The sequence below is a fragment of the Streptomyces sp. NPDC004542 genome, from assembly GCF_040610035.1.
Lineage (GTDB): Bacteria > Actinomycetota > Actinomycetes > Streptomycetales > Streptomycetaceae > Streptomyces.
Map to the genome: position 1 here is coordinate 41839 of NZ_JBEXLP010000027.1, position 21745 is coordinate 63583.

Annotated in this window: 20 protein-coding genes; 10 read left to right on the forward strand and 10 right to left on the reverse strand. The window is 72.3% G+C overall.

Features of this window, described 5'->3' with window-relative positions; genetic code table 11:
- Nucleotides 1-51: 51 nt before the first annotated feature.
- Nucleotides 52-1257 carry a sensor histidine kinase gene (locus ABZX30_RS17385; protein WP_355934293.1) on the reverse strand — a complete coding sequence of 402 codons (1206 nt, stop codon included), beginning with the start codon at nt 1255-1257 and terminating at the stop codon, nt 52-54.
- Nucleotides 1258-1375: 118 nt separating this feature from the next.
- Between ABZX30_RS17385 and ABZX30_RS17390 the strand changes: the two genes are divergently transcribed.
- The gene (locus ABZX30_RS17390; RefSeq protein ID WP_355934295.1) at nt 1376-2428 is read left to right on the forward strand and encodes an SAM-dependent methyltransferase; all 1053 of its coding nucleotides are present in this window, start codon (nt 1376-1378) and stop codon (nt 2426-2428) included.
- Here the strand turns inward: ABZX30_RS17390 and ABZX30_RS17395 are convergent.
- Nucleotides 2393-3571, reverse strand: a complete 1179-nt coding sequence (locus ABZX30_RS17395; RefSeq protein WP_355934296.1) for an NADH-quinone oxidoreductase subunit D — start codon at nt 3569-3571, stop codon at nt 2393-2395. The genes ABZX30_RS17390 and ABZX30_RS17395 overlap by 36 nt on opposite strands.
- A gap of 31 nt (nt 3572-3602) precedes the next feature.
- Between ABZX30_RS17395 and ABZX30_RS17400 the strand changes: the two genes are divergently transcribed.
- Together ABZX30_RS17400 and ABZX30_RS17405 are read left to right on the forward strand one after the other, a co-directional pair.
- A complete protein-coding gene (locus tag ABZX30_RS17400; RefSeq protein WP_355934297.1) occupies nt 3603-4106 on the forward strand; it encodes a PH domain-containing protein in 504 nt (167 codons plus the stop codon).
- Complete coding sequence (locus ABZX30_RS17405; RefSeq protein ID WP_355934299.1) at nt 4103-5431, forward strand: PH domain-containing protein; 1329 nt, start codon at nt 4103-4105, stop codon at nt 5429-5431. The genes ABZX30_RS17400 and ABZX30_RS17405 overlap by 4 nt, the downstream gene beginning before the upstream one ends.
- 112 nt (nt 5432-5543) lie before the next feature.
- Here the strand turns inward: ABZX30_RS17405 and ABZX30_RS17410 are convergent, their stop codons facing one another.
- Together ABZX30_RS17410 and ABZX30_RS17415 are read right to left on the reverse strand one after the other, a co-directional pair.
- Nucleotides 5544-6713 carry a hypothetical protein gene (locus tag ABZX30_RS17410; RefSeq protein ID WP_355934300.1) on the reverse strand — a complete coding sequence of 390 codons (1170 nt, stop codon included), beginning with the start codon at nt 6711-6713 and terminating at the stop codon, nt 5544-5546.
- A 110-nt stretch (nt 6714-6823) separates the two neighbouring features.
- Nucleotides 6824-7951: an alpha/beta hydrolase-fold protein gene (locus ABZX30_RS17415; protein ID WP_355934301.1), complete on the reverse strand. Its 1128-nt coding sequence runs from the start codon at nt 7949-7951 to the stop codon at nt 6824-6826.
- 229 nt (nt 7952-8180) lie between these two features.
- Here ABZX30_RS17415 and ABZX30_RS17420 point away from each other — a divergent pair, with 229 nt between their 5' ends.
- The 6 genes from ABZX30_RS17420 (at nt 8181) to ABZX30_RS17445 (ending at nt 13239) form a co-directional block, all read left to right on the forward strand.
- Nucleotides 8181-9992 carry a phosphatidylglycerol lysyltransferase domain-containing protein gene (locus ABZX30_RS17420; protein ID WP_355934303.1) on the forward strand — a complete coding sequence of 604 codons (1812 nt, stop codon included), beginning with the start codon at nt 8181-8183 and terminating at the stop codon, nt 9990-9992.
- A gap of 73 nt (nt 9993-10065) precedes the next feature.
- Nucleotides 10066-10926 (forward strand): dihydropteroate synthase, encoded by an 861-nt coding sequence (gene folP, locus ABZX30_RS17425; protein WP_355934304.1) that lies wholly within the window; start codon nt 10066-10068, stop codon nt 10924-10926.
- A complete protein-coding gene (locus ABZX30_RS17430; RefSeq protein WP_355934306.1) occupies nt 10923-11426 on the forward strand; it encodes a nuclear transport factor 2 family protein in 504 nt (167 codons plus the stop codon). The genes folP and ABZX30_RS17430 overlap by 4 nt, the downstream gene beginning before the upstream one ends.
- A 273-nt stretch (nt 11427-11699) precedes the next feature.
- On the forward strand, nt 11700-12059 hold the full coding sequence (gene folB / locus ABZX30_RS17435) for a dihydroneopterin aldolase (RefSeq protein WP_355934308.1): 360 nt from the start codon (nt 11700-11702) through the stop codon (nt 12057-12059).
- Nucleotides 12056-12667: a 2-amino-4-hydroxy-6-hydroxymethyldihydropteridine diphosphokinase gene (gene folK, locus ABZX30_RS17440; protein WP_355934309.1), complete on the forward strand. Its 612-nt coding sequence runs from the start codon at nt 12056-12058 to the stop codon at nt 12665-12667. Before folB ends, folK begins: the two co-directional genes overlap by 4 nt.
- Before the next feature lie 83 nt (nt 12668-12750).
- Nucleotides 12751-13239, forward strand: coding sequence for a DUF3180 domain-containing protein (locus ABZX30_RS17445; RefSeq protein ID WP_355934311.1), 489 nt, complete (start codon nt 12751-12753; stop codon nt 13237-13239).
- 24 nt (nt 13240-13263) lie between these two features.
- Here ABZX30_RS17445 and folE read toward each other — a convergent pair whose 3' ends face one another.
- The 6 genes from folE to dacB all read right to left on the reverse strand — a co-directional run bounded on the left by folE (nt 13264) and on the right by dacB (nt 21113).
- A complete protein-coding gene (folE, locus tag ABZX30_RS17450) occupies nt 13264-13869 on the reverse strand; it encodes a GTP cyclohydrolase I FolE (RefSeq protein ID WP_355934312.1) in 606 nt (201 codons plus the stop codon).
- A gap of 96 nt (nt 13870-13965) precedes the next feature.
- Entirely contained in the window at nt 13966-16005 is a 2040-nt protein-coding gene (gene ftsH, locus ABZX30_RS17455; protein WP_355934313.1) for an ATP-dependent zinc metalloprotease FtsH, read from the reverse strand.
- Between the two features lie 195 nt (nt 16006-16200).
- Entirely contained in the window at nt 16201-16761 is a 561-nt protein-coding gene (gene hpt / locus ABZX30_RS17460) for a hypoxanthine phosphoribosyltransferase (RefSeq protein ID WP_355934315.1), read from the reverse strand.
- A 75-nt stretch (nt 16762-16836) separates the two neighbouring features.
- Nucleotides 16837-17937, reverse strand: a complete 1101-nt coding sequence (gene tilS, locus ABZX30_RS17465) for a tRNA lysidine(34) synthetase TilS (protein ID WP_355934317.1) — start codon at nt 17935-17937, stop codon at nt 16837-16839.
- 192 nt (nt 17938-18129) lie between these two features.
- Complete coding sequence (locus ABZX30_RS17470; RefSeq protein ID WP_355934319.1) at nt 18130-19272, reverse strand: zinc-dependent metalloprotease; 1143 nt, start codon at nt 19270-19272, stop codon at nt 18130-18132.
- A 254-nt stretch (nt 19273-19526) separates the two neighbouring features.
- On the reverse strand, nt 19527-21113 hold the full coding sequence (gene dacB, locus ABZX30_RS17475) for a D-alanyl-D-alanine carboxypeptidase/D-alanyl-D-alanine-endopeptidase (protein ID WP_355934354.1): 1587 nt from the start codon (nt 21111-21113) through the stop codon (nt 19527-19529).
- A gap of 124 nt (nt 21114-21237) precedes the next feature.
- Here dacB and ABZX30_RS17480 point away from each other — a divergent pair, with 124 nt between their 5' ends.
- A complete protein-coding gene (locus ABZX30_RS17480; RefSeq protein WP_030734045.1) occupies nt 21238-21729 on the forward strand; it encodes an inorganic diphosphatase in 492 nt (163 codons plus the stop codon).
- Nucleotides 21730-21745 lie beyond the last annotated feature (16 nt).

Genomic DNA, 21745 nt, shown 5'->3' on the forward strand with positions numbered 1-21745 from the left:
TGTGCGTCGTGCGCGGGCGTGACAGGTGTCAACGAAGGGCGTGCGTCGGCGTCAGTGCGCCGGTTTGAGGGGCAGCAGGGCGCTGATACGGAAGCCTCCACCGGGGCGCGGGCCCGCGTCCAGGGTGCCGCCGACCATGCCGACCCGCTCCCGCATGCCGATCAGGCCGTGACCCCGGCCGTCGGCGCCGCCCTCCTCGTACAGCTCGTGCGGGGCGCCCTTGCCGTCGTCCTCGACGAGCAGGCCGAGCCCGTCGTCGAAGTAGACCAGCCGCACGCTGGCGCCCGCGCCCGGTCCGCCGTGCTTACGGGTGTTGGTCAGCGCCTCCTGCACGATCCGGTACGCGGTGAGTTCGACGCCGCTGGGCAGCGGGCGCGGGGTGCCCTCCACCTTGAAGTCGACCGGCAGGCCGGAGCTGCGGCACTGCTCGACCAGGTCGTCGATCTGCTCGACGTCGGGCTGCGGGACGTACTCGCCGCTCTCCTGGTGCTCGCCGGTGCGCAGCACCCCCAGCAGGCGGCGCATCTCGGCGAGGGCCTGACGGCCGGTGGAGGAGATCGTCTCCAGGGCCTTCTTCGCCTGGTCGGGCGCGGAGTCGAGGACGTAGGCGGCGCCGTCGGCCTGCACCACCATCACCGACACGTTGTGCGCGACCACGTCGTGCAGCTCGCGCGCGATCCGGGCGCGTTCGGCGGCGACCGCGACCTTGGACTGCGCCTCGCGCTCCTTCTCCAGGCGCGCGGCGCGCTCCTCCAACTGCGCGAAGTAGGCGCGGCGGGTGCGCATGGAGTCGCCGAGCACCCAGGCGAGGGCGAACGGCACCGTCTGGAACACCACGACCGCGATGCGGCCCAGGCCGCCGTCCTGCTCGGCCGGCCAGCGCATCTGCGCCAGGGGCGCCGCGCACAGGCTGATGCCCAGCGCGAACCGCGAGGCCCAGCGGGCGCCCATCGTGGCGACCGTGTACGTGATCACCAGCATGGCGAAGTCGGCGACGGTCGTCTCGACGTCCAGGATCAGCTGGGCGAGGCCGCAGGCGGCGGCCAGCAGCAGCATCGGCTCCGGAAAGCGGCGGCGCAGCGCGACGACCACGCACAGGACGGCGGAGACGGCCAGCCCGGCGGTGCGGGATCCGTGGTGGTCCGGCGCCCTGTTGACGCTGGTCACGCTCACGCAGGCGAGCCCGAACAGGACGACGGCCCAGAAGGTGTCGACCCACATGGGATGCCTGCGGAGGAAGTCGTAGAGGCGCTGCACGTAACCCAGAGTAGGGAAGCGTGAAGTGTGCGGGGGTCAACCGAAGGGCCGATCCGTCGCCGACCGGCGTACTCCGCAAGGTGGAGGACGTGATCACCTGTGCGCCTAGTCTGTCCCGGTGAGGGATGAGAACTCCGGGCAGTGGCGGGGCTGGCGGGCGGCCACCGAGACGGCCCTGTACGGGCCCGGCGGCTTCTACCGGCGGCCCGAGGGACCGGCCGGGCACTTCCGGACCTCCGTCCACGCCTCGCCGCTCTTCGCACGGGCCGTGGCACGGCTGCTGTGCCGGGTGGACGAGGCGCTGGGACGGCCGGGGACGCTGGACTTCGTCGACCTGGGGGCCGGGCGGGGCGAGCTGGTGACCGGTGTGCTGGCCGCGCTGCCGGACCGGGTGGCCGCCCGCGCGCGCGGGTACGCCGTCGAGCTGGCCGGCCGCCCGGCGGGGCTCGACGACCGGATCGCCTGGCTGAGCGAGCCGCCGGAGGGGGTGTGCGGGCTGCTGTTCGCCAACGAGTGGCTGGACAACGTGCCCGTGGAGGTCGTGGAGGTGGACCCGGCGGGTGTGCCCCGGCGGGTGCTCGTCCGGGAGGACGGGCGCGAGCGGCTCGGGGAACCGGTGTCGGGGGCGGCGGCCGAGTGGCTGGCGCGGTGGTGGCCGCTGCCGCCCGAGGAGGGGCTGCGGGCCGAGATCGGGCTGCCCAGGGACATCGCGTGGGCGTCGGCCGTCGCACGCGTCGAGCGGGGGCTGGCGGTCGCCGTGGACTACGCGCACACCGCGGACAGCCGTCCCCCCTTCGGGACACTCACCGGTTTCCGGGAGGGGCGCGAGACGGCGCCCGTGCCGGACGGGTCGTGCGACATCACCGCGCATGTGGCCCTGGACGCGTGCGCGGCGCACCCCACGGCGGGCGCACTCCCCGGCGCACGCCTGCTCGCCCAGCGCGCTGCCCTGCGCGCCTTGGGCCTCACGGGCGCACGCCCCCCGCTCGCGCTGGCGTCCACCGACCCGGCCGGGTACGTACGCGCCCTGGCGAGCGCCGGCGAGGCCGCCGAGCTGACGGCGCCCGGCGGCCTCGGGGACTTCGGGTGGCTGCTCCAGCCGGTCGGGGTCACGGACCCCTTCGCCGGTCCGGACCTATTTGTCGATGTCCCCGACCACGAAGAACAGTGAGCCCAGGATCGCCACCATGTCAGCCACCAGCGTCCCCGGCAGCAGTTCGGTCAGCACCTGGATGTTGTTGTACGAGGCCGAGCGCAGCTTCAGCCGGTACGGGGTCTTCTCGCCCTTGCTGACCAGGTAGTAGCCGTTGATGCCGAGCGGGTTCTCGGTCCACGCGTACGTGTGGCCCTCGGGCGCCTTCAGCACCTTCGGCAGCCGCTGGTTGATCGGACCGGGCGGCAGCTCCACGAGCCGGTCCAGGCAGGCGTCGGCCAGGTCCAGCGCGTTGTGGGTCTGCGCCAGGAGGCACTCGAAGCGGGCCAGGCAGTCGCCCTCTTGCCGGGTGACGACCTGAAGGACGTCCTGCAGTTCCCCGTACGCCAGGTACGGCTCGTCGCGGCGCAGGTCGAAGTCGACGCCCGAGGCGCGCGCGATGGGCCCGCTCACGCCGTAGGCGTGCACGGCCTCGGGTGTGAGCGCCCCCACGTCCCGGGTGCGCCCTCGGAAGATCTCGTTGCCGAGCACCAGGTCGTCGAAGACGTCCATGCGCGAGCGGACGGCGGCGACGGCGCCACGCGCGCGTGCGGCCCAGCCGGCCGGCAGGTCCTCCTTCAGGCCGCCGACGCGGTTGAACATGTAGTGCATGCGTCCGCCGGAGACCTCCTCCATGACGTTCTGGAGCACCTCGCGCTCCCGGAACGCGTAGAAGACCGGGGTGATGCCGCCCAGCTCCAGCGGGTAGGAGCCGAGGAACATCAGGTGGTTCAGCACCCGGTTCAGCTCGGCGAGCAGGGTGCGCGTCCACACCGCGCGCTCGGGGACCTCCATGCCGAGCATCCGCTCGACAGCGAGCACCACGCCCAGCTCGTTGGAGAAGGCCGACAGCCAGTCGTGCCGGTTGGCGAGCATGATGATCTGGCGGTAGTCGCGCGCCTCGAACAGCTTCTCCGCGCCGCGGTGCATGTAGCCGATCACCGGTTCCGCGCGCACGATGCGCTCGCCGTCCAGTACCAGCTTCAGCCGCAGCACGCCGTGCGTGGACGGGTGCTGGGGCCCGATGTTCAGCACCATGTCGGTGCTCTCCGCGGCGCCGCCGATCCCGACCGTGGTCTCCGTCGCGGGGGTCGCGGGGGTCGCGGGAGTGATGGACGTCATGGGCACAGTCTCCCCTACGTAGGCTGACCGTATGGAGACGGGGAGCGCAGAAAGCGGCGCGGCGACGGCGGCCGAGCCGGTGTGGCGGGGGCTGCCGCCGGGGCTGCTGCGGATGCGGCGGCTGTTGCTGGTGCTGTGGCTGGGCGCGGCGGCGCTCGCCGTGGGCCTGCTGCTCGGGCTGCTCGCCGGGCCGGGGTGGGCCGCGTTCGCGCTGCTGCCGCTGGCCCTGACGGCGTGGGGCTGGGTGCTGCTCGGCCGCAACTGGCGGTCCTGGCGCTACGCCGAGCGCGCCGACGACCTGCTGATCAGCCGCGGGGTGCTGTGGCGCGAGGAGACCGTCGTGCCGTACGGGCGGATGCAGCTGGTCGAGGTGACCTCCGGACCGGTGGAACGCCACTTCGGCCTGGCGAGCGTGCAGCTGCACACGGCGGCCGCCGCGACCGACGCGGCCATCCCCGGGCTCGCCCCGGCCGAGGCGGAGCGGCTGCGCGACCGGCTCAGCGAGCTGGGCGAGGCCCGTTCGGCGGGCCTGTGACGGCGCCGGAAGCCTCCGACGGCATACGGCGGGCGGCGCCCGTGGCCGAGCGGAGGCTGCACCCGGTGACGCCGTTCCGGCGGGCGTGGGCGCCGGTCGCCGTGCTCGCCGGGTGGGCCGCGCACGACCCGGACCAGGCGCAGGAGCAGCTGACGAGGCTGACCACGACCATGCTCCTGGCCGGGCTCGCCGTGCTGGTCCCGGCGGCCTCCCTGTACGGCTTCCTGTCCTGGTGGTTCACGCACTTCGCGGTGACCGACGCCGAGTTGCGCATCCGTACGGGGCTGGTCTTCCGGCGTACCGCGCACATCCGGCTGGAGCGGATCCAGGCCGTCGACGTCACCCGGCCGCTGCTCGCGCGCGTGGCGGGTGTCGCCAAGCTGCGGATCGATGTCGTAGGGGCCGACAAGAAGGACGAACTCGCCTTCCTCGGTGAGGACGAGGCCCGGGCGTTGCGCGCCGAACTGCTCGCGCGCGCGGCCGGTTTCGCACCGGAGACGGCACGCGAGGTGGGCGAGGCGCCGGCGCGGGAGCTGATGCGCGTACCCCCGCACAAGCTTGCGATCTCGCTGCTGCTGACGGGTGCCACGTGGGGGGCCCTGGCGGCCGCCCTCGTCGTACCGCCCGTGCTGTGGCTCGCCACCCACAGCGTGTGGACGGTGCTCGTCACCGGGCTGCCGTTCCTCGGCGCGGCGGGCGCGCACACCGTCGGGCGGTTCGTCGGGGAGTACGACTGGACGGTGGCCGAGTCCCCGGACGGGCTGCGGATCGACCACGGGCTGCTCGACCGCACGCACGAGACGGTGCCGCCGGGGCGGGTGCAGACCGTGCGGATCGTCGAGCCGCTGCTGTGGCGCAAGCGCGACTGGGTGCGGGTGGAGCTGGACGTGGCCGGGTCCTCCGGCTCGGTGCTGGTGCCGGTCGCTCCGCGCGCGGTCGCCGAGTCCGTCGTCGCGCGGATACTGCCCCGGGTGACGGTCCCGTCCGCTCCGGTACGGCCGCCGCGCCGGGCCGGGTGGTGCCTGCCGGTGTGGTGGCGGGGCCACGGCGTCGCGGTCACCGACACGGTCTTCGCCGCCCGGCAAGGGCTGCTGCGCCGCCGTCTCTCCCTGGTCCCGCACGCCAAGGTGCAGAGCGTAAGGCTCACCCAGGGCCCCTGGGCGCGGCTGTGGCGCCTCGCCGACGTCCATGTGGACACCGGGGCCGGCAAGACCGTCACAGCCCGCCTGCGCGACGCGCACGAGGCCGCGGCGCTGCTCCACGCCCAGGCGGAACGCTCCCGCACGGGCCGGAGGGACGCGGGCCCCGACCGCTGGATGAGCTGATCCCCGGGCCGGTGCCCGCCCACCACCCGTGCGGGTCAGCTGGAAGGCACGAGGAGGGGAACGGGTACGGGCGGCGGGGGCGAACCCCACCGCCCGCCGCCGTCGGCAAGGCTCAGGAGGCCGCGCTCCGCAGCCCCTGCAGGTCGATGTGTTCCGTCTCGTCATGGGCCGTCAGGTCGATGACCTGGCCGACCCCGCGGGACTCCGCGCCGGCCGGCTTGAAATGGGCCTCCGACTCGGCCTTGTGGAGGGCGAGGGCCTCCTGGCCGACCACGTCGGCGAGGTCCTCGTTCTGCACGGCGTCCAGCTCACCGGACGGCGAGTCCTTCTGCGTGCCGAAGAAGTCGAACCCGCCCTCGACCGCCGGGCGCCGCACGGGCGCGGCCGGTACGACGGCCACCGCGGTCGGCACCGCGAAGTGCCCCGTGGACTGGCTGGTGGACTGGCTCGCCGACCGGCCGGGCTCGGCCGGGGCCGTCGTGGTGGTGGCGGCCGCGTGCTCGTGCCCGTCGACCGCCTCGGGCTGCCCCTGCGCCTCGTCCTCCGGGCCGGCCTCCGGGGCGAGCGCCTTCTCCGTCACGTCCTCGCGGGCGCCTTCTCCTTTGGCGACGGCCTCGGCCTCCGGCATCTCGTCACCGGTGCGGAACCGGCCCAGCGCCACCCCGGCCCGCAGGAACAGCCGGGAACCCTCGGGGGAGAACAGCCCGGAAGGAACCCGCGTGTCCGCGGAGAGCTCCGCCGACGCGTCGGCCCCGGCCTCGGTCCCGATCCCGGTTTCGGCCCCGTCCTCCTCCGCAGCCCGCGCGGCCGGAAGCGCACGCGACAGCGACGGCGAAGACGAGGAGGGCGAAGACGGCTCCGCGGCCTCGATCTCGAGCAGCCGCCGCCCCTCCAGCGCGCTGGCCCGCTCGGTCTCCGCCGTGGCGTACCGCCGCAGCAGCGCGGCGTGCTCGTTGCGCAGGCGCGTCAGTTCCGCCCGCTTGGCCCGCAGCCGCTGCTCCAGCTTCCCGCGCACCTCGCGGGACTCCTCGAGGTCGGTCTCCAGTTCGGCGACCCGTTCCTCGAACCGCCACTCGTCGCTCGCCCGCGCGCGCGAGAGGTCGGCGACCTGCTTGCCCGCCTGGATGTCCCAACGGCGCATGACGATCGCGCCGGCGACCGCCGTCGCCGCGGCGACCGCGGCCAGGGAGCGGAGCACCGTCTGCTCCGAGAACACCCAGGGGCCCAGCGCGCAGACGACGGAGACGCCTGCGATCGCCGACGGGGGCAACAGCCTGTGCAAAGGTGGGGAATGGCGATGACGTCCACGTGGCATGGCCAGAAACTTACCGCGCGTAGGCGATTCTTGGCGCCCCGCCCCGTAAAAACACAGCCATGACGAAGTTTTCACATTCAGCGGTCCGTGAGCCGCCCGCTCATCCACTGCAGTGCCGCCGGGATCTCCCGCCGCCAGGTGTTGAAGTTGTGGCCGCCGCTCTCCAGGATGATCGAGGAGATCCGGGTCAGCTTCGTGGCTTGTACCTGATCGATGAATTTCAGCGTGTCCTTGTAGTCGGATTCGCCGATCTTGCTGCTGCTGACGAGCAGTGAGGTGTCGGGCGCGGCCTGGTTCTTGAGGCACCACCACAGGTCGGAACGATTCCGCAGCGCGCGGTCGCCATGGAAGAGATCACCGGTCGTGGGGTCGGTCGGCGCCTTGTAGTAGGGGGACAGGCCCGCCCCGGCCGCATACACGCCCGGGTGGTGCATGGCGAGCTTCAGCGCGCAGTAACCGCCCGTCGAGTCCCCGATGATTCCCCAGCTCCCGGGCTTTTTACCCACCCTGTAGTGGGCCAGTACGGCATCGGGCAGATCCTTGGCGAAGAACGTCTCCGTCCGCGGCCCGCCCGGAACGTCCACGCACTCCGTGTCGCGCGGTGGCGCCACCGTCGGCCGCAGCATGATCAGGATCATCGGCTGCATCCGCCCGTTCTTGGCCAGCTCCTGCGCCGTACGCGGGTAATGCAGTTTGTCCACCAGCGCCTGTGCGGTGCCCGGATATCCGGTGAGGACGACGGAGACGGGGAACGTACGTGTGCGGTACTGCGGCTGGAAGTACTCCGGCGGCAGATACACGTAGGCCGGTGTGGGGATGTGGGTCGTACGGCCGACGACGTCCACCTTCTGGATCTGCCCGGCCGTCTGCGGCCGTCTCCCGCTCACCCCTTGCACCAGCGCCGCGGTGCGCACCTGCAGCGGTCCGCCGCTGCCGCCGCCCGCCGTGTGGTCCACGACGATGCCCTGGGCGGTCTCCCGGCCGAAGAGGTCCGCCCAACTGGCGTAGAAGCCGAAGACCTGGTTGACGGCGATGCCCAGGGAGGCGAAGACCGCCACCTGGGTGGCGAGGAGCAGGCCGACCCGCCCGCTGACGGACCGCCAGTCGCCCCGCGCGAGCCGCGGCCACTGCCACACCGTGCCGACGAACAGCAGCACGGCCAGCGCGACCGCCGTCACCAGCACTTTGTTGCTCGTGAGTCCCATGGGCTGTTCCTGCCTGCGCTTTCCGCCCACGGCTCGCCCACGCGATCGTCGCCATGGCTTGCCCCGGGCTTTCCTTGGGCTTTGGACCGGCTTTCCGGCGAGGAAGGAACCTCCTTCCCCGAGACACCGTCCTAGAGGGCGCAATGTCGCCGGATGCCCGAACCGGTCACCGGACTCAAGGTCTCTCGCAGAACTACGGGATGCGATGTCTGTCAGGATAGATGGGGAAATGTCGGGCGGGGTTCCGAGCCGATCGAGCCGGGCGCGGCGGATGGTCCGCGGTCCGCGCCCCGCGGCCGTCCCCGCGCTGGTCGGCCGGGCCTGCGCGGTCGTAGGGCTCCTGGACATCGCCGCGGGCGTGTTCCCGCGCTTCCGTCACAGCCGTATGCACGCCATGGTGGAGATACTGCCGGGATCCTTCGGCCCCTTCGCCGCGGCGCTCTCGCTCAGCGCGGGCGTGCTGCTGCTGCTCCTCGCACACGGGCTCAAGCGGCGCAAGCGCCGGGCGTGGCGGGCCGCGGTGGCGCTGCTGCCGGCCGGCGCGGCGGCGCAGTTCGTGTACCGGCACTCCGTCGTCGGAGCGCTGATCTCGCTGGCGCTGCTCGTACCGCTGCTGCGCCACCGCGCCGAGTTCGCGGCCCTGCCCGATCCACGCAGCCGGTGGCGCGCGCTCGCCAACTTCGTCCTCATGGGCGCCGGCTCCCTCGTTCTCGGACTCGTCATCGTCAGCGTCCACCCGGACCGCATGGTCGGCGACCCGAGCCTGGCCGATCGGCTGACCCACGTCCTGTACGGCCTGTTCGGCTTCGAAGGCCCGGTGGACTACCAGGGCAACACCTCCTGGACGGTCGCCTTCTCGCTGGGCGCCCTCGGCTGGATCACCGCCGCCACCACCATCTACCTGGCCTTCCGTCCCGAACACCCGGCCGCCCGCCTCACCGAGGAGGACGAGAGCCGGCTGCGGGCGCTGCTGGACGGGCACGGCGCCCGCGACTCCCTCGGCCACTTCGCGCTGCGCCGCGACAAGGCCGTCGTCTTCTCCCCCAGCGGCAAGGCGGCGGTGACCTACCGGGTCGTGTCCGGCGTGATGCTCGCCAGCGGTGACCCCATCGGCGACGTCGAGGCCTGGCCCGGCGCCATCGAGCGGTTCATGGACGAGGCCAAGGCCCACTCCTGGACCCCCGCGGTCATGGGCTGCTCGGAGACCGGCGGCGAGGTGTGGACGCGCGAGACCGGTCTGGACGCCCTCGAACTGGGTGACGAGGCAGTGGTGGACGTCGCGGATTTCTCGCTCGCCGGACGCGCGATGCGCAACGTGCGACAGATGGTCAAGCGCATCGAGCGGGCCGGCTACGAAACGCGGGTACGGCGTGTCCGTGACCTCGGCGAGGCCGAACTCGACCGGATCCGGCGCGCGGCGGAGGACTGGCGGGGCACCGACACCGAGCGCGGCTTCTCCATGGCGCTCGGCCGCGTCGGCGACCCCGCCGACGGCGACTGCCTGATCGCCACCGCGCACAAGGCTGACGACCAGCCCGGCGAGTACGGCGACCTGAAGGCGATCCTGCACTTCGTGCCCTGGGGCACCGACGGCGCCTCCCTGGACCTGATGCGGCGTGACCGCTCGGCCGACCCGGGCATGAACGAACTGCTGATCGTCGCCGCGCTCCAGGCGGCTCCCAGGTTCGGCATCACGCGGGTGTCGCTGAACTTCGCGATGTTCCGTTCGGCCCTCGCGCGCGGGGAGAAGATCGGCGCGGGTCCGGTGCTGCGCGCCTGGCGCGGACTGCTGGTGTTCCTCTCGCGCTGGTTCCAGATCGAGTCCCTGTACAAGTTCAACGCCAAGTTCCAGCCACGCTGGGAGCCGCGTTTCGTGGTCTACCGGGCCTCCGGCGACCTGCCCCGCATCGGCTTCGCCGCCATGCAGGCGGAGGGCTTCGTCAATCTGGCGCTGCCGCTGCCGCGCTTCCTGCGCCGCCGCACCGCCGCCGCCCGCCCGTGCTCCCACGGCCTCGCCGAACGCGACGTGCGGGCGGCATGACCCCGCCCGGCCCGGGCCGCCTCCGACCGGGCCGCACACGTGGCCGTCCCGGTCCTGGGCCTAGGCTGAACGTATGAGCAACCAGAGCGGGCGCGGCACAGTGGCGGGCCTTCCGGCGTGGGACCGCTGCGCGGTCATGGGCGTCGTGAACGTGACCCCCGACTCCTTCTCCGACGGCGGCCGCTTCTTCGACACCACGGCCGCCGTCAAGCACGGGCTCGAGCTGGTCGCCGAGGGAGCCGACCTGGTGGACGTCGGCGGCGAGTCCACCCGGCCCGGCGCCACCCGCGTCGACGAGGACGAGGAGCTGCGGCGCGTCGTCCCCGTCGTCCGCGGCCTCGCCTCCGAGGGCGTCGTCGTCTCCGTCGACACCCTGCGCGCCTCGGTCGCCGCGCAGGCCCTCGCCGCGGGCGCCGCACTCGTCAACGACGTCAGCGGCGGTCTCGCCGACCCCGCCATGATCCCGGTGGTGGCGGAGGCGGGCGCCCCCTTCGTCGTCATGCACTGGCGGGGCTTCCTGCACGGCGGCAACGTCAAGGGCGTGTACGAGGACGTCGTGACCGAGGTCGTCGACGAGCTGTACGCGCGCGTGGAGGCCGTCCTGGCGGGCGGCATCGCCCCCGACCGGATCGTCGTCGACCCCGGACTCGGCTTCTCCAAGGAGGCCGACCACGACCTCGCCCTCCTCGCCCACCTCGGCCGGCTGCGCGCCCTGGGCCGCCCCCTGCTGGTCGCCGCCTCCCGCAAACGTTTCCTCGGCCGGGTCCTGGCCGGCCCCGAGGGCTCCCCGCCGCCCGCCCGGGAGCGCGACGCCGCCACCGCCGCCGTCTCCGCCCTCGCCGCCGAGGCCGGCGCCTGGGCGGTCCGGGTCCACGAGGTACGCGCCACGGCCGACGCGGTCCGGGTGGCGCGGGCGGTGGAGGGGGCTCGGTGAGCGCACCGCACACCGACGTCGAGCAGGTCGAGCTGGCCAACACGGCCTTCTACGAGGCCATGGAACGCGGCGACTTCGAAGAGCTGTCGGCGCTCTGGCTCACCCCGTCCGACCTGGGCGTCGACGAGACGTACCACGACCCGGCGGACGCCGGGGTGATCTCCTGCGTGCATCCCGGCTGGCCGGTGCTCACCGGCCGCGGCGAGGTCCTCAGGTCGTACGCGCTGATCATGGCGAACACCGAGTACATCCAGTTCTTCCTCACCGACGTGCACGTCTCCGTCACCGGTGACACCGCCCTCGTGACCTGCACGGAGAACATCCTCAGCGGCGGCCCCGCGCCGGAGGGCGGCGAGGAGCTCGGCCCCCTCGTCGGCCAGCTCGTCGTCGCCACCAACGTCTTCCGCCGCACGACCGCCGGCTGGAAGCTCTGGTCCCACCACGCCTCCCCCGTGCTGGCCGAAACCGACGAGGACGAGGACGACGACACACCCGCCTGAGTGGGCAGGCGGCCCGCAGGGACCAAAAGGTGGTGGGAATCACGAACTCGCGGGTAGGTGCGGCTACCAGCCCGTAGCCGCCGGGTCCGCTGGACAAACGCGCGATGAACCCTCCCGGTCCCCTCGCCGGCCCACGCCCCCGCGGCCCGGGTCTGTCCGCGCCCGCGGGTAGATTCGTCCGAGGCCGGTGTGCCGCCCGCACACGGTACGGAACAGCTGGGATCCGGGGTATCCCCGGACAGGTACAGTCCGACGACTGCAGGAGTGATTCGCGTGGATCGTGTCGCGTTGCGCGGCCTCAAGGCCCGCGGGCACCACGGTGTGTTCCCCGAGGAGCGCGAGAAGGGCCAGACCTTCGTCGTGGACCTCGTACTGGGACTGGACACCCGGCCGGCCGCCGCCGACGACGACCTGTCGAAGACCGTGCACTACGGCATCGTGGCCGAGGAGGTCGTGGCCGTGGTCGAGGGCGAACCGGTGAACCTCATAGAGACGCTCGCCGAGCGCATCGCCCAGGCCTGCCTGAGGCACGAAGGGCTCCAGGAGGTCGAGGTCCGCGTCCACAAGCCGGACGCCCCCATCACCGTCCCCTTCGACGACGTGACCGTCACCATCACCCGGAGCCGAGTATGACCGCATCCTTCACGCAGGGTCCCACCGACCCGACCGTACAGCCGGTGCCCGCCTCCGTCGTGGCACAGGTCGACGCCGCCGACACCACCCTGCAGAACCCGAAGCGCGCCGTGCTCTCCCTCGGCTCGAACCTCGGCAACCGCCTGGAGATCCTTCAGGGCGCCGTCGACGCGCTCGAGGACACCCCCGGCGTCCGCGTCAAGGCGGTCTCCCCCGTGTACGAGACGGAGCCGTGGGGCGTGGAGCCCGACAGCCAGCCGTCGTACTTCAACGCGGTCGTGGTCCTGAAGACCACCCTCCCCCCGTCCTCGCTGCTGGAGCGCGCGCACGCCGTCGAGGAGGCCTTCAACCGGGTACGGGAGGAGCACTGGGGGCCGCGCACCCTCGACGTCGACATCGTCGCGTACGCCGACGTCACCTCCGACGACCCGCACCTCACCCTGCCCCACCCGCGCGCCCACGAGCGCGCCTTCGTCCTGGCGCCCTGGCACGACGTGGACCCCGGCGCCCGGCTGCCCGGCCGCGGCGCGGTCGCCGACCTCCTCGGCACGGTCACCCGGGACGGCGTCGCGGCCCGGGGGGACGTGGAACTCCGACTGCCCGAGTAGTCGTTAGGGTCAGGGACGACCGGCACACGGGCACCGCGGCGTGGGCCGCCACGACCACGGTCCGGGGGAGCTGAAGGGACATCGTGAGAGAGCTGCGCATCAGGGTGCTGGCCGGCGTGTTCGTCGTGGCCGGCGTCCTGTCCTGGGCGGGGGCCCGCCTGTGGAACTCGATCGGGACGCTGCCCAGCGTTCCGCTGGCCGCCCCGATCGTCCTCGCACTGATCGCCGTGGTCCTGCTGTCCACGGCGTTCTCCCTGCGCGCCCGCCTCAAGGCCCAGCGCGAACGCCGCCCGGAGGCCAAGGGCGTCGACCCCCTGATGGCCGCCCGGGCGGTCGTCTTCGGCCAGGCCAGTGCCCTGGTCGCCGCCCTGGTCGCCGGCATGTACGGCGGCACGGGCGTCTTCCTCCTGGAACTCCTCGACTTCCCCGCCCGCCGCGACCAGGCCGTCTACGCGGCCTTCTCGGTCCTGGCCGGCATCGCCGTCATAGCGGCCGCCCTGTACCTGGAGCGCGTCTGCAAGCTCCCCGAGGACGACGACGAGAACCATCCGGGGGCGGAACCGGTGGCCTGACCGGACGGACCAGGCCGACAGGGCCTAACGCGCCATGATCAGGCTCATCGCCTCGTTGCGCGTCGCCGGGTCGCGGAGCTGCCCGCGCACCGCTGAGGTGATGGTCTTCGCCCCGGGCTTGCGGACACCGCGCATCGACATGCACATGTGCTCGCACTCGACGACGACGATCACGCCCCGGGGCTCCAGGATCGCCATGAGGGAGTCGGCGATCTGCGTGGTGAGTCGTTCCTGCACCTGCGGGCGGCGGGCGTAGACGTCCACGAGCCGGGCCAGCTTGGAAAGGCCCGTGATCTTGCCGTCGGCGGACGGGATGTACCCCACGTGGGCGACCCCGACGAACGGCACGAGGTGATGTTCACAGCTGCTCAGGACCTCGATGTCCTTCACGAGCACCATCTCGTCGTGTCCGAGGTCGAACGTCGTGGTCAGCACGTCCTCGGGCTTCTGCCACAGCCCCGCGAAGATCTCCCGGTAGGCCCGCGCCACCCGCGCCGGGGTCTCCCTGAGTCCCTCGCGGTCCGGGTCCTCGCCGACCGCGATCAGCAGTTCGCGGACGGCGTTCTCGGCGCGCTTCTCGTCGAACTCGCCGATCGTGCCGTCGCTGTCCAGCGTCACGGGGTCGGTCATGGTGAAGCCTCGTTCCTTCGTCACTCGGCGGCAGGTGAAACGCCGCACCCCCCAGGCTAGAACCTGGGGGGCGTGGCAATCATTCCGGTCCGGGGGTCAGCTCTCGGGACGGTCCTCCGCGGCCGGCTCGGCCGCCGGGGCGGGCTCCGCCGCCGTGGACTTCGCCGTGCTGATCGCCGGGGTCGCGCCGTTCGCACCGTTGGTCAGCGCGAGCTCCTTGGGGGAGAGCACCGGCGGGCGGGTGGACGGCGTACGGCGGGAGGAGCCGGTCCACGCGGGCCGCGGCGGGCGCTTGTGGATCGGGGCGAAGATCTCGGCGATCTCCTCCTTGCCCAGGGTCTCCTTCTCCAGCAGCTGGAGCACCAGGTTGTCGAGGACGTCGCGGTTCTCGACCAGGATCTCCCAGGCCTCGTTGTGCGCGTTCTCGATGAGCTTCTTGACTTCCTCGTCCACCAGCGCGGCGACCTCTTCCGAGTAGTCGCGCTGGTGAGCCATCTCACGGCCGAGGAACGGCTCGGTGTTGTCGCCACCGAACTTGATGGCACCCAGGCGCTCGGTCATGCCGTACTGGGTGACCATCGCGCGGGCGGTGGCGGTGGCCTTCTCGATGTCGTTCGCCGCGCCCGTGGTCGGGTCGTGGAAGACGAGCTCCTCGGCCGCGCGGCCGCCCAGCATGTACGCCAGCTGGTCCAGCATCTCGTTGCGCGTGGTCGAGTACTTGTCCTCGTCCGGGAGCACCATCGTGTAGCCGAGGGCACGGCCTCTCGACAGGATGGTGATCTTGTGCACCGGGTCGGAGTTGGGGGAGGCCGCCGCGACCAGGGCGTGACCGCCCTCGTGGTACGCGGTGATCTTCTTCTCCTTGTCCGACATGATCCGGGTCCGCTTCTGCGGGCCCGCGACCACGCGGTCGATCGCCTCGTCCAGCATCTTGTTGTCGATGAGCTTCTGGTCGCTGCGGGCCGTGAGCAGGGCCGCCTCGTTCAGCACGTTCGACAGGTCGGCGCCGGTGAAGCCCGGCGTGCGGCGGGCGACCGCGGCCAGGTCGACGTCCGGGGCGACCGGCTTGCCCTTCTGGTGGACCTTGAGGATCTCCAGACGGCCCTGCATGTCCGGACGGTCGACCGCGATCTGGCGGTCGAAGCGGCCGGGGCGCAGGAGGGCGGGGTCGAGGATGTCGGGGCGGTTCGTGGCGGCGATGAGGATCACACCGCCCTTGACGTCGAAGCCGTCCATCTCGACGAGCAGCTGGTTCAGCGTCTGCTCGCGCTCGTCGTGACCGCCGCCCAGGCCGGCGCCGCGGTGGCGGCCGACCGCGTCGATCTCGTCGACGAAGACGATCGCCGGGGCGTTCGCCTTGGCCTGCTCGAACAGGTCACGCACCCGGGAGGCACCGACACCGACGAACATCTCGACGAAGTCGGAACCGGAGATCGAGTAGAAGGGCACGCCCGCCTCGCCGGCGACGGCGCGCGCGAGCAGGGTCTTGCCGGTGCCGGGCGGGCCGTACAGCAGCACGCCCTTGGGGATCTTGGCGCCGACGGCCTGGAACTTGGCCGGTTCCTGAAGGAACTCCTTGATCTCCTGGAGCTCCTCGACGGCCTCGTCCGCGCCCGCGACGTCCGTGAACGTCGTCTTCGGGGTGTCCTTGGTGATGAGCTTCGCCTTGGACTTGCCGAAGTTCATGACCCGGGAGCCGCCGCCCTGCATCTGGTTCATCAGGAACAGGAAGACGACCACGATGAGGACGAAGGGGAGCAGGGAGAGCAGGACACCGAGGAAGGGGTTCTGCTTGGACGGCGCCACCGTGTAGCCGTCCGGGATCTGCTTGTCCTGGTACTTGTTCTGCAGCGTGCTGGCGATGGCCACGCCCTGGTCGCCGATGTAGCTCGCCTGGATCTTCGAGCTGCCGTCGACCTTCACACCGTCCTTGAGCGTGACCTTGACGGTCTGCTCGTCGCCGGTGGTGAGCTTGGCCGACTCGACCTTGTTCTCATTGATCGCCGCCACGACCTGGCCGGTGTCCACCGTCTTGTAGCCGCCGGACGAGCCGACGACCTGCATCAACACGACCACGGCAAGGACGGCCAGCACGATCCACATGACCGGCCCACGGAAGTATCGCTTCACGTCCATCCATACGGAGCGGTGTCGCCCCGTCCCTCCTGCCATAGTGAGTTTGATAAGACAGTTCTTCTGACGGTACCCCAGCTTGGTTGCCCGAAGCCGTCTGAAGGTGCTCGGACGGCTCGTTGTCCGTCTCTGCATGCTCCAACGGTAAGAAACCCGCTGGGGTTCCCGATCGTCTTACGTGCTTGGGCCCCGTGAGGCTCAGCCGCCGTAGACGTGGGGGGCGAGCGTACCGACGAACGGGAGGTTCCGGTACTTCTCGGCGTAGTCGAGGCCGTAGCCCACGACGAACTCGTTGGGGATGTCGAAGCCGACCCACTCCACGTCGATGGCGACCTTGGCCGCGTCCGGCTTGCGCAGCAGCGTGCACACCTTGAGCGACTCGGGCTCGCGCGAACCGAGGTTGGACAGCAGCCAGGACAGCGTCAGGCCGGAGTCGATGATGTCCTCGACGATCAGGACGTGCTTGCCCTTGATGTCGGTGTCGAGATCCTTGAGGATCCGCACGACTCCGGAGGACTGGGTGCCCGCGCCGTACGACGACACGGCCATCCAGTCCATCGTGACGGGGGTGGACAGCGCCCGGGCGAGGTCCGCCATGACCATGACGGCGCCCTTCAGCACGCCGACGATCAGCAGGTCCCTGCCCTCGTACTCAGCGTCGATCTTCGCGGCCAGCTCGGCCAGCTTCGCGTCGATCTCTTCCTTGGTGATGAGCACCTGCTTGAGGTCGGCACCCATGTCGTTCGCGTCCACCCGCATCACTTTCGGTCGTCCCGCACTTACGGCCTCCGGCTGTCCGGGACCGCCGGACGGTTGCTCCGGGAGGTACGGGATTCAGCCCTGCCGAACCACCAGTCTGCCACCCTGCCGCCGGACGACGACTTTGCCCGGGAGATTGATGGCCCCCTGGCCTCTCCAGCCGGTGATCAGCCGGTCGACTTCCTCGATGTGGCGGGCGAACAGCGATCCGGCCGGGGCGCCGGCCTCGATGGCGGCGCGGCGCAGGATGCGGCGGCGCACGGCGGGCGGGAGGGCGTACAGCTTGGCGCACTCCAGCAGACCTGCGGCGTCGCGGACCGTGGGCTCGGCCCGGCGGGCCCAGGCGTCGAGGGCGTCGGCGTCGTCGCGGGAGAGCTGGGCGGTGCGGGCGAGGGCCTCGACGACGCCCTTGCCGAGCGCCTTCTCCAGGGCGGGCAGACCTTCGTGGCGGAGCCGGGAGCGGGTGTACGCGGGATCCGCGTTGTGAGGATCGTCCCAAACGGGCAGCGACTGGACCATGCAGGCCTTGCGGGCGGTCTGCCGGTCGAGCTGGAGGAAGGGCCGCCGGTAACGGCCGCCGGCCCCCGAGACCGCGGCCATCCCGGACAGGGAGCGGATGCCGGAGCCGCGGGCGAGGCCGAGCAGGACGGTTTCGGCCTGGTCGTCGCGGGTGTGCCCGAGCAGGATCGCGGTGGCGCCGTGGCGTTCGGCGGCGGCGTCGAGGGCGGCGTAACGGGCGTCCCGGGCGGCGGCCTCGGGCCCGCCCTCGCGGCCGACGGTGACGGCGGTGGACTCCACCGGGTCGAGGCCGAGCTCGCGCAGTCTGAGGACGACCTCCTGGGCACGCAGGTCGGATCCGGGCTGGAGGCCGTGGTCCACGGTGACGCCGCCGGCGCGGACGCCGAGCTTGCGGGCCTCGAAGGCGAGGGCGGAGGCGAGGGCCATGGAGTCGGCGCCGCCGGAGCAGGCGACGAGCACGAGCGGGGAGGGGGGACGCTCGGCTGCCCCGCCCGGTGCCGGGCCCGAGGCCTGGTGGCCGTCGGGGGCGACCGGGACGACCGGGACGGCGGGGACGACGGGGACGACGGGGACGTCACTGAGGGCGTCGTTGAGGATGTCGTGGAGGACGCGGCGGACCGCCAGGCGTATCGCCGCGACCGCAGGATGGGGACCCATGTCCGGTTCCCTTCATGAAGTTTTCGGGGGGTGAGCCCGAGTCCGGTCACTCAGAGTGTGTAGATGGTGACAGAAGCGGGCCGTTCCCCGAGCATTGCACGCCTACCCTTCGCTCACGGTCCCTCGGACGGGTGATTGGAGGGGCGTTCTCCTGCCGTCGGCCGGATTCTTTTCACGACGTCCGCGCGCTGTTCACGACTCGGCCTTGCGGTGCACCCGCGTGACCCAGTCCGCCGGTTTGGCGATCTCCGACTTGGTGGGCAGGGTGTTGGGGGAGGTCCACACCCGGTTGAAGCCGTCCATGCCGACCTGGTCGACGACGGCCCGCACGAAGCGTTCGCCGTCCCGGTACTGCTTCAGTTTGGCGTCCAGGCCCAACAGCTTGCGCAGTGCCACGTCGAGGCGGGAGGCGCCCTTGGCGCGGCGCTGCTGGAACTTCTCGCGGATCTCCGCGACGCTCGGTACGACCTGCGGGCCGACCCCGTCCATCACGAAGTCGGCGTGGCCTTCCAGCAGCGACATCACGGCGGTGAGGCGGCCGAGGATCTCGCGCTGGGCCGGGGTCTGCACCAGTTCCACGAGGGACCGTCCGCCGTCGTCCTCCTCCCCCTCGGGGCGTCCGCCGGCGAGCGACTGCGCGGCCTCCCGGACGCGCTCCAGGACGGTCATCGGGTCGACGTCCGTCTCCGCCAGGAAAGACTGGATCTCGCCCTCGAGGTGGTCGCGCAGCCAGGGCACGGCGGTGAACTGGGTGCGGTGCGTCTCCTCGTGCAGGCAGACCCACAGGCGGAAGTCGCGGGGGTCCACGTCGAGTTCGCGCTCCACGTGGACGATGTTCGGCGCGACCAGCAGCAGCCGGCCGCCGCCGTTCGGTGAACCGGAGGGGCCGCCGGCCGGCAGTTCCCGGCCGGCCGGGGCGAAGGTCTCGTACTGGCCGAGGACGCGGGAGGACAGGAAGGACAGCAGCATGCCGAGTTCCACGCCGGTCACCTTGCCGCCGACCGCGCCGAGGACCGCGCCGCCGGGGCTGCCGCCGCGCCGCTCCTGCATCTTCTCCAGCAGCGGCTTGAGGATCTCCCGGAACCCGGCGACGTTCGCCCGGACCCAGCCGGGCCGGTCGACGACCAGGACGGGGGTGTCGTGGGCGTCCTCGGCGTCCATACGGGTGAAGCCCCGGACGTGTCCCTCCGAGGCCTTGGCGTGGCGGCGCAGCTCGGCGACGACGGCCCGGGCCTCGTCGCGGCTGACCTCTGGTCCCGGCCTCACGAGCCGGGTCGCGGTCGCCACCGCGAGGTTCCAGTCGACCATCCCTGAAGAGGCACCGATGCTCGTCATGTGTCAACCGTACGTGAGCGCTGCCGCTTGGGGCAGGGCGTACGGCTCGGCGGGGCCGCGGGAAGCCGTGCCCGGACGGCATCTCAGCGGACCGGCGCCGCCACGGCGTGCGCCGCCACGGCGTGCGCCGCCACGGCGTGCGCCGGCCACGCCCTGAGCGCCGCGCCCGCCGTGGTGGCCCGGTTACGGCCGGCCCGGCCCGCGACGCCCGGGTGCCCCGCGGACGCGGGACGCCCTCTGCCCACCGGCGGGAGTCAGTCGCAGCCGCAGCCCGCCAGTGCGGTGGCCGTGCGGTCCAGGGCTGCCTGGGCCTGGGCCGGGTCCGTGGTGTCGGAGGCCAGGAAGGCGAAGGCCAGGAGCCGGCCGTCGCGGTCGACGACCGTGCCGGCGAGGGTGTTGACGCCGGTCAGCGTGCCGGTCTTGGCGCGGACGACGCCGGCCGCGCCGTCGCTGTAGCGGTCGGCCAGGGTGCCGGTGAAGCCGGCGATCGGGAGGCCGGTGAGGACGGGGCGCAGTTCGGGGTGGGAGGGGGAGCCGGCCTTGACGAGCAGGGCGGTCAGCAGGTCCGCCGTCGTCCGGTCGTCGCGATTCAGGCCGCTGCCGTCGTGGAAGTCCGCGCCGGCGACCGGCAGGCCCAGCTTGCCCAGCCGGGCGGCGATCGCCGCGGCCCCGCCGTCGAAGCTCGGGCGCCTGCCGGTCGCGAGGGCCGTCTGGCGGGCCAGGGCCTCGGCGATGTCGTTGTCGCTGTTGGTCAGCATGCGTTCGACCAGGTCGGACAGCGGCGGCGAGGAGACGGTGGCCAGGGTGGCCGCGCGGCTGGTGGCCTTGGAGGGGCCGGGGGACGTCGTCCTGATGCCGTCGTCCGCCAGGAACCCGGCGAACGCGTCCGCCGCGGCCGCCGCCGGGTCGGTCACCCGGGTCACCGGCCCGGCGGTGGAGTCGTCGGTGCGGCCCTCGTCGGCCATCAGGGCGCTGACGGGGGCGAGGTTGTCGTTGACCCCGATGGGGTGCAGCGCGGGGCCCGCGTAAAGGGTGGTGTCGTAGGAGAGGGTGACCTGGTGGACGCCCCGCTTCTTCAGCGCGGCGGCGGTGTCGCGGGCCAGCGCGCGCAGGCTCGCCCAGCCCCCGGATTCCTTGTGGGCGGTGAGGGTCGGGTCGCCGCCGCCGACCAGGACGAGTTCCCCGGTGTCCGGTTCGAGCGCGGCGCGGGTGGTGAGGCGGTGGTCGGCGCCCAGGGCGGACAGCGCGGCGACGGCCGTGGCGATCTTGGTGGTGGAGGCGGGGGTCAGGGCCTTGTCCGCGCCGGCGTCGTACAGGCGTCTGCCGGTGGCCACGTCGACGACCGCCGCCGCGTGGGCCCGGCCGAGCGCCGAGGAGTCCAGCAGGGGGTCCAGGAGGTCCGCGACGGCCTTCGCGGCGGGCGCCGACCGCACGGTCGTCGCGGTGCCGCCGAGACCGGCCAGGACGGACGCGGCGCTCGGGGCGGGCCGGGGGCCTCCGGCCCGTGTGCCGGAGCCGCCGTCGTGATCTGTGCCACCTGCCCGCTCCTGGGCGGCGGCCCGCTCCCGCTCGGCCGTACGCTGACCGTTGGCGTCCCAGGGACCCGCGGCGGTCACCACACCGGCGGCCAGTGCCAGTCCGGCGGTGGCGGCGCCCGCGGTGTACTGCCAGGTTCTCCGGGCCGCCGGCCGGGAGAGCGCCGGGAACCGCGTGAGGGACGTGGGCGGCGTGATCCGTGCCAGTCGTGGTCCCACGGCCCGCGTCACCCGCGCGACCTGCGGTTTCGCGGCCGTCACGGCTCGTGCCAGTCGCGGTCGCACGGCACCCGCGATCCGCACCACGTGCGGTCTCGCGGCACGCCAAGGCCTCAGCTCGGGCACGACCACCAGCCCCTTTCGCGATCACACACCTGCGTGAGGGACACTTAACCACCAGAACTATGTGCTGATCATGGAGGAGCGACCGGTGGAGTTCGACGTCACGATCGAGATCCCGAAGGGTTCACGGAACAAGTACGAGGTGGACCACGAGACCGGTCGGATCCGCCTGGACCGTCGTCTCTTCACCTCGACCGCCTACCCGACCGACTACGGCTTCGTCGAGAACACCCTCGGCGAGGACGGCGACCCGCTGGACGCGCTGGTCATCCTGGACGAGCCGACCTTCCCGGGCTGCCTGATCCGGTGCCGTGCGATCGGCATGTTCCGGATGACGGACGAGGCGGGCGGCGACGACAAGCTGCTGTGCGTTCCGGCCACCGACCCGCGGGTGGAGCACCTGCGCGACATCCACCACGTGTCGGAGTTCGACCGCCTGGAGATCCAGCACTTCTTCGAGGTGTACAAGGACCTGGAGCCCGGCAAGTCGGTCGAGGGCGCCAACTGGGTGGGCCGCACGGACGCCGAGACCGAGATCGAGCGGTCGTACAAGCGCTTCAAGGAGCAGGGCGGTCACTGACCGACCTGCGGGTTTG

Coding starts and splice junctions, on each gene's coding strand:
- ABZX30_RS17395 (WP_355934296.1), bottom strand. CDS start 3,571: ATGACGTCCATCACTCCCGCGACCCCCGCGACCCCCGCGACGGAGACC.
- ABZX30_RS17400 (WP_355934297.1), top strand. CDS start 3,603: ATGGAGACGGGGAGCGCAGAAAGCGGCGCGGCGACGGCGGCCGAGCCG.
- ABZX30_RS17415 (WP_355934301.1), bottom strand. CDS start 7,951: ATGGGACTCACGAGCAACAAAGTGCTGGTGACGGCGGTCGCGCTGGCC.
- ABZX30_RS17420 (WP_355934303.1), top strand. CDS start 8,181: ATGTCGGGCGGGGTTCCGAGCCGATCGAGCCGGGCGCGGCGGATGGTC.
- folP (WP_355934304.1), top strand. CDS start 10,066: ATGAGCAACCAGAGCGGGCGCGGCACAGTGGCGGGCCTTCCGGCGTGG.
- folK (WP_355934309.1), top strand. CDS start 12,056: ATGACCGCATCCTTCACGCAGGGTCCCACCGACCCGACCGTACAGCCG.
- folE (WP_355934312.1), bottom strand. CDS start 13,869: ATGACCGACCCCGTGACGCTGGACAGCGACGGCACGATCGGCGAGTTC.
- ftsH (WP_355934313.1), bottom strand. CDS start 16,005: ATGGACGTGAAGCGATACTTCCGTGGGCCGGTCATGTGGATCGTGCTG.
- hpt (WP_355934315.1), bottom strand. CDS start 16,761: ATGCGGGTGGACGCGAACGACATGGGTGCCGACCTCAAGCAGGTGCTC.
- tilS (WP_355934317.1), bottom strand. CDS start 17,937: ATGGGTCCCCATCCTGCGGTCGCGGCGATACGCCTGGCGGTCCGCCGC.
- ABZX30_RS17470 (WP_355934319.1), bottom strand. CDS start 19,272: ATGACGAGCATCGGTGCCTCTTCAGGGATGGTCGACTGGAACCTCGCG.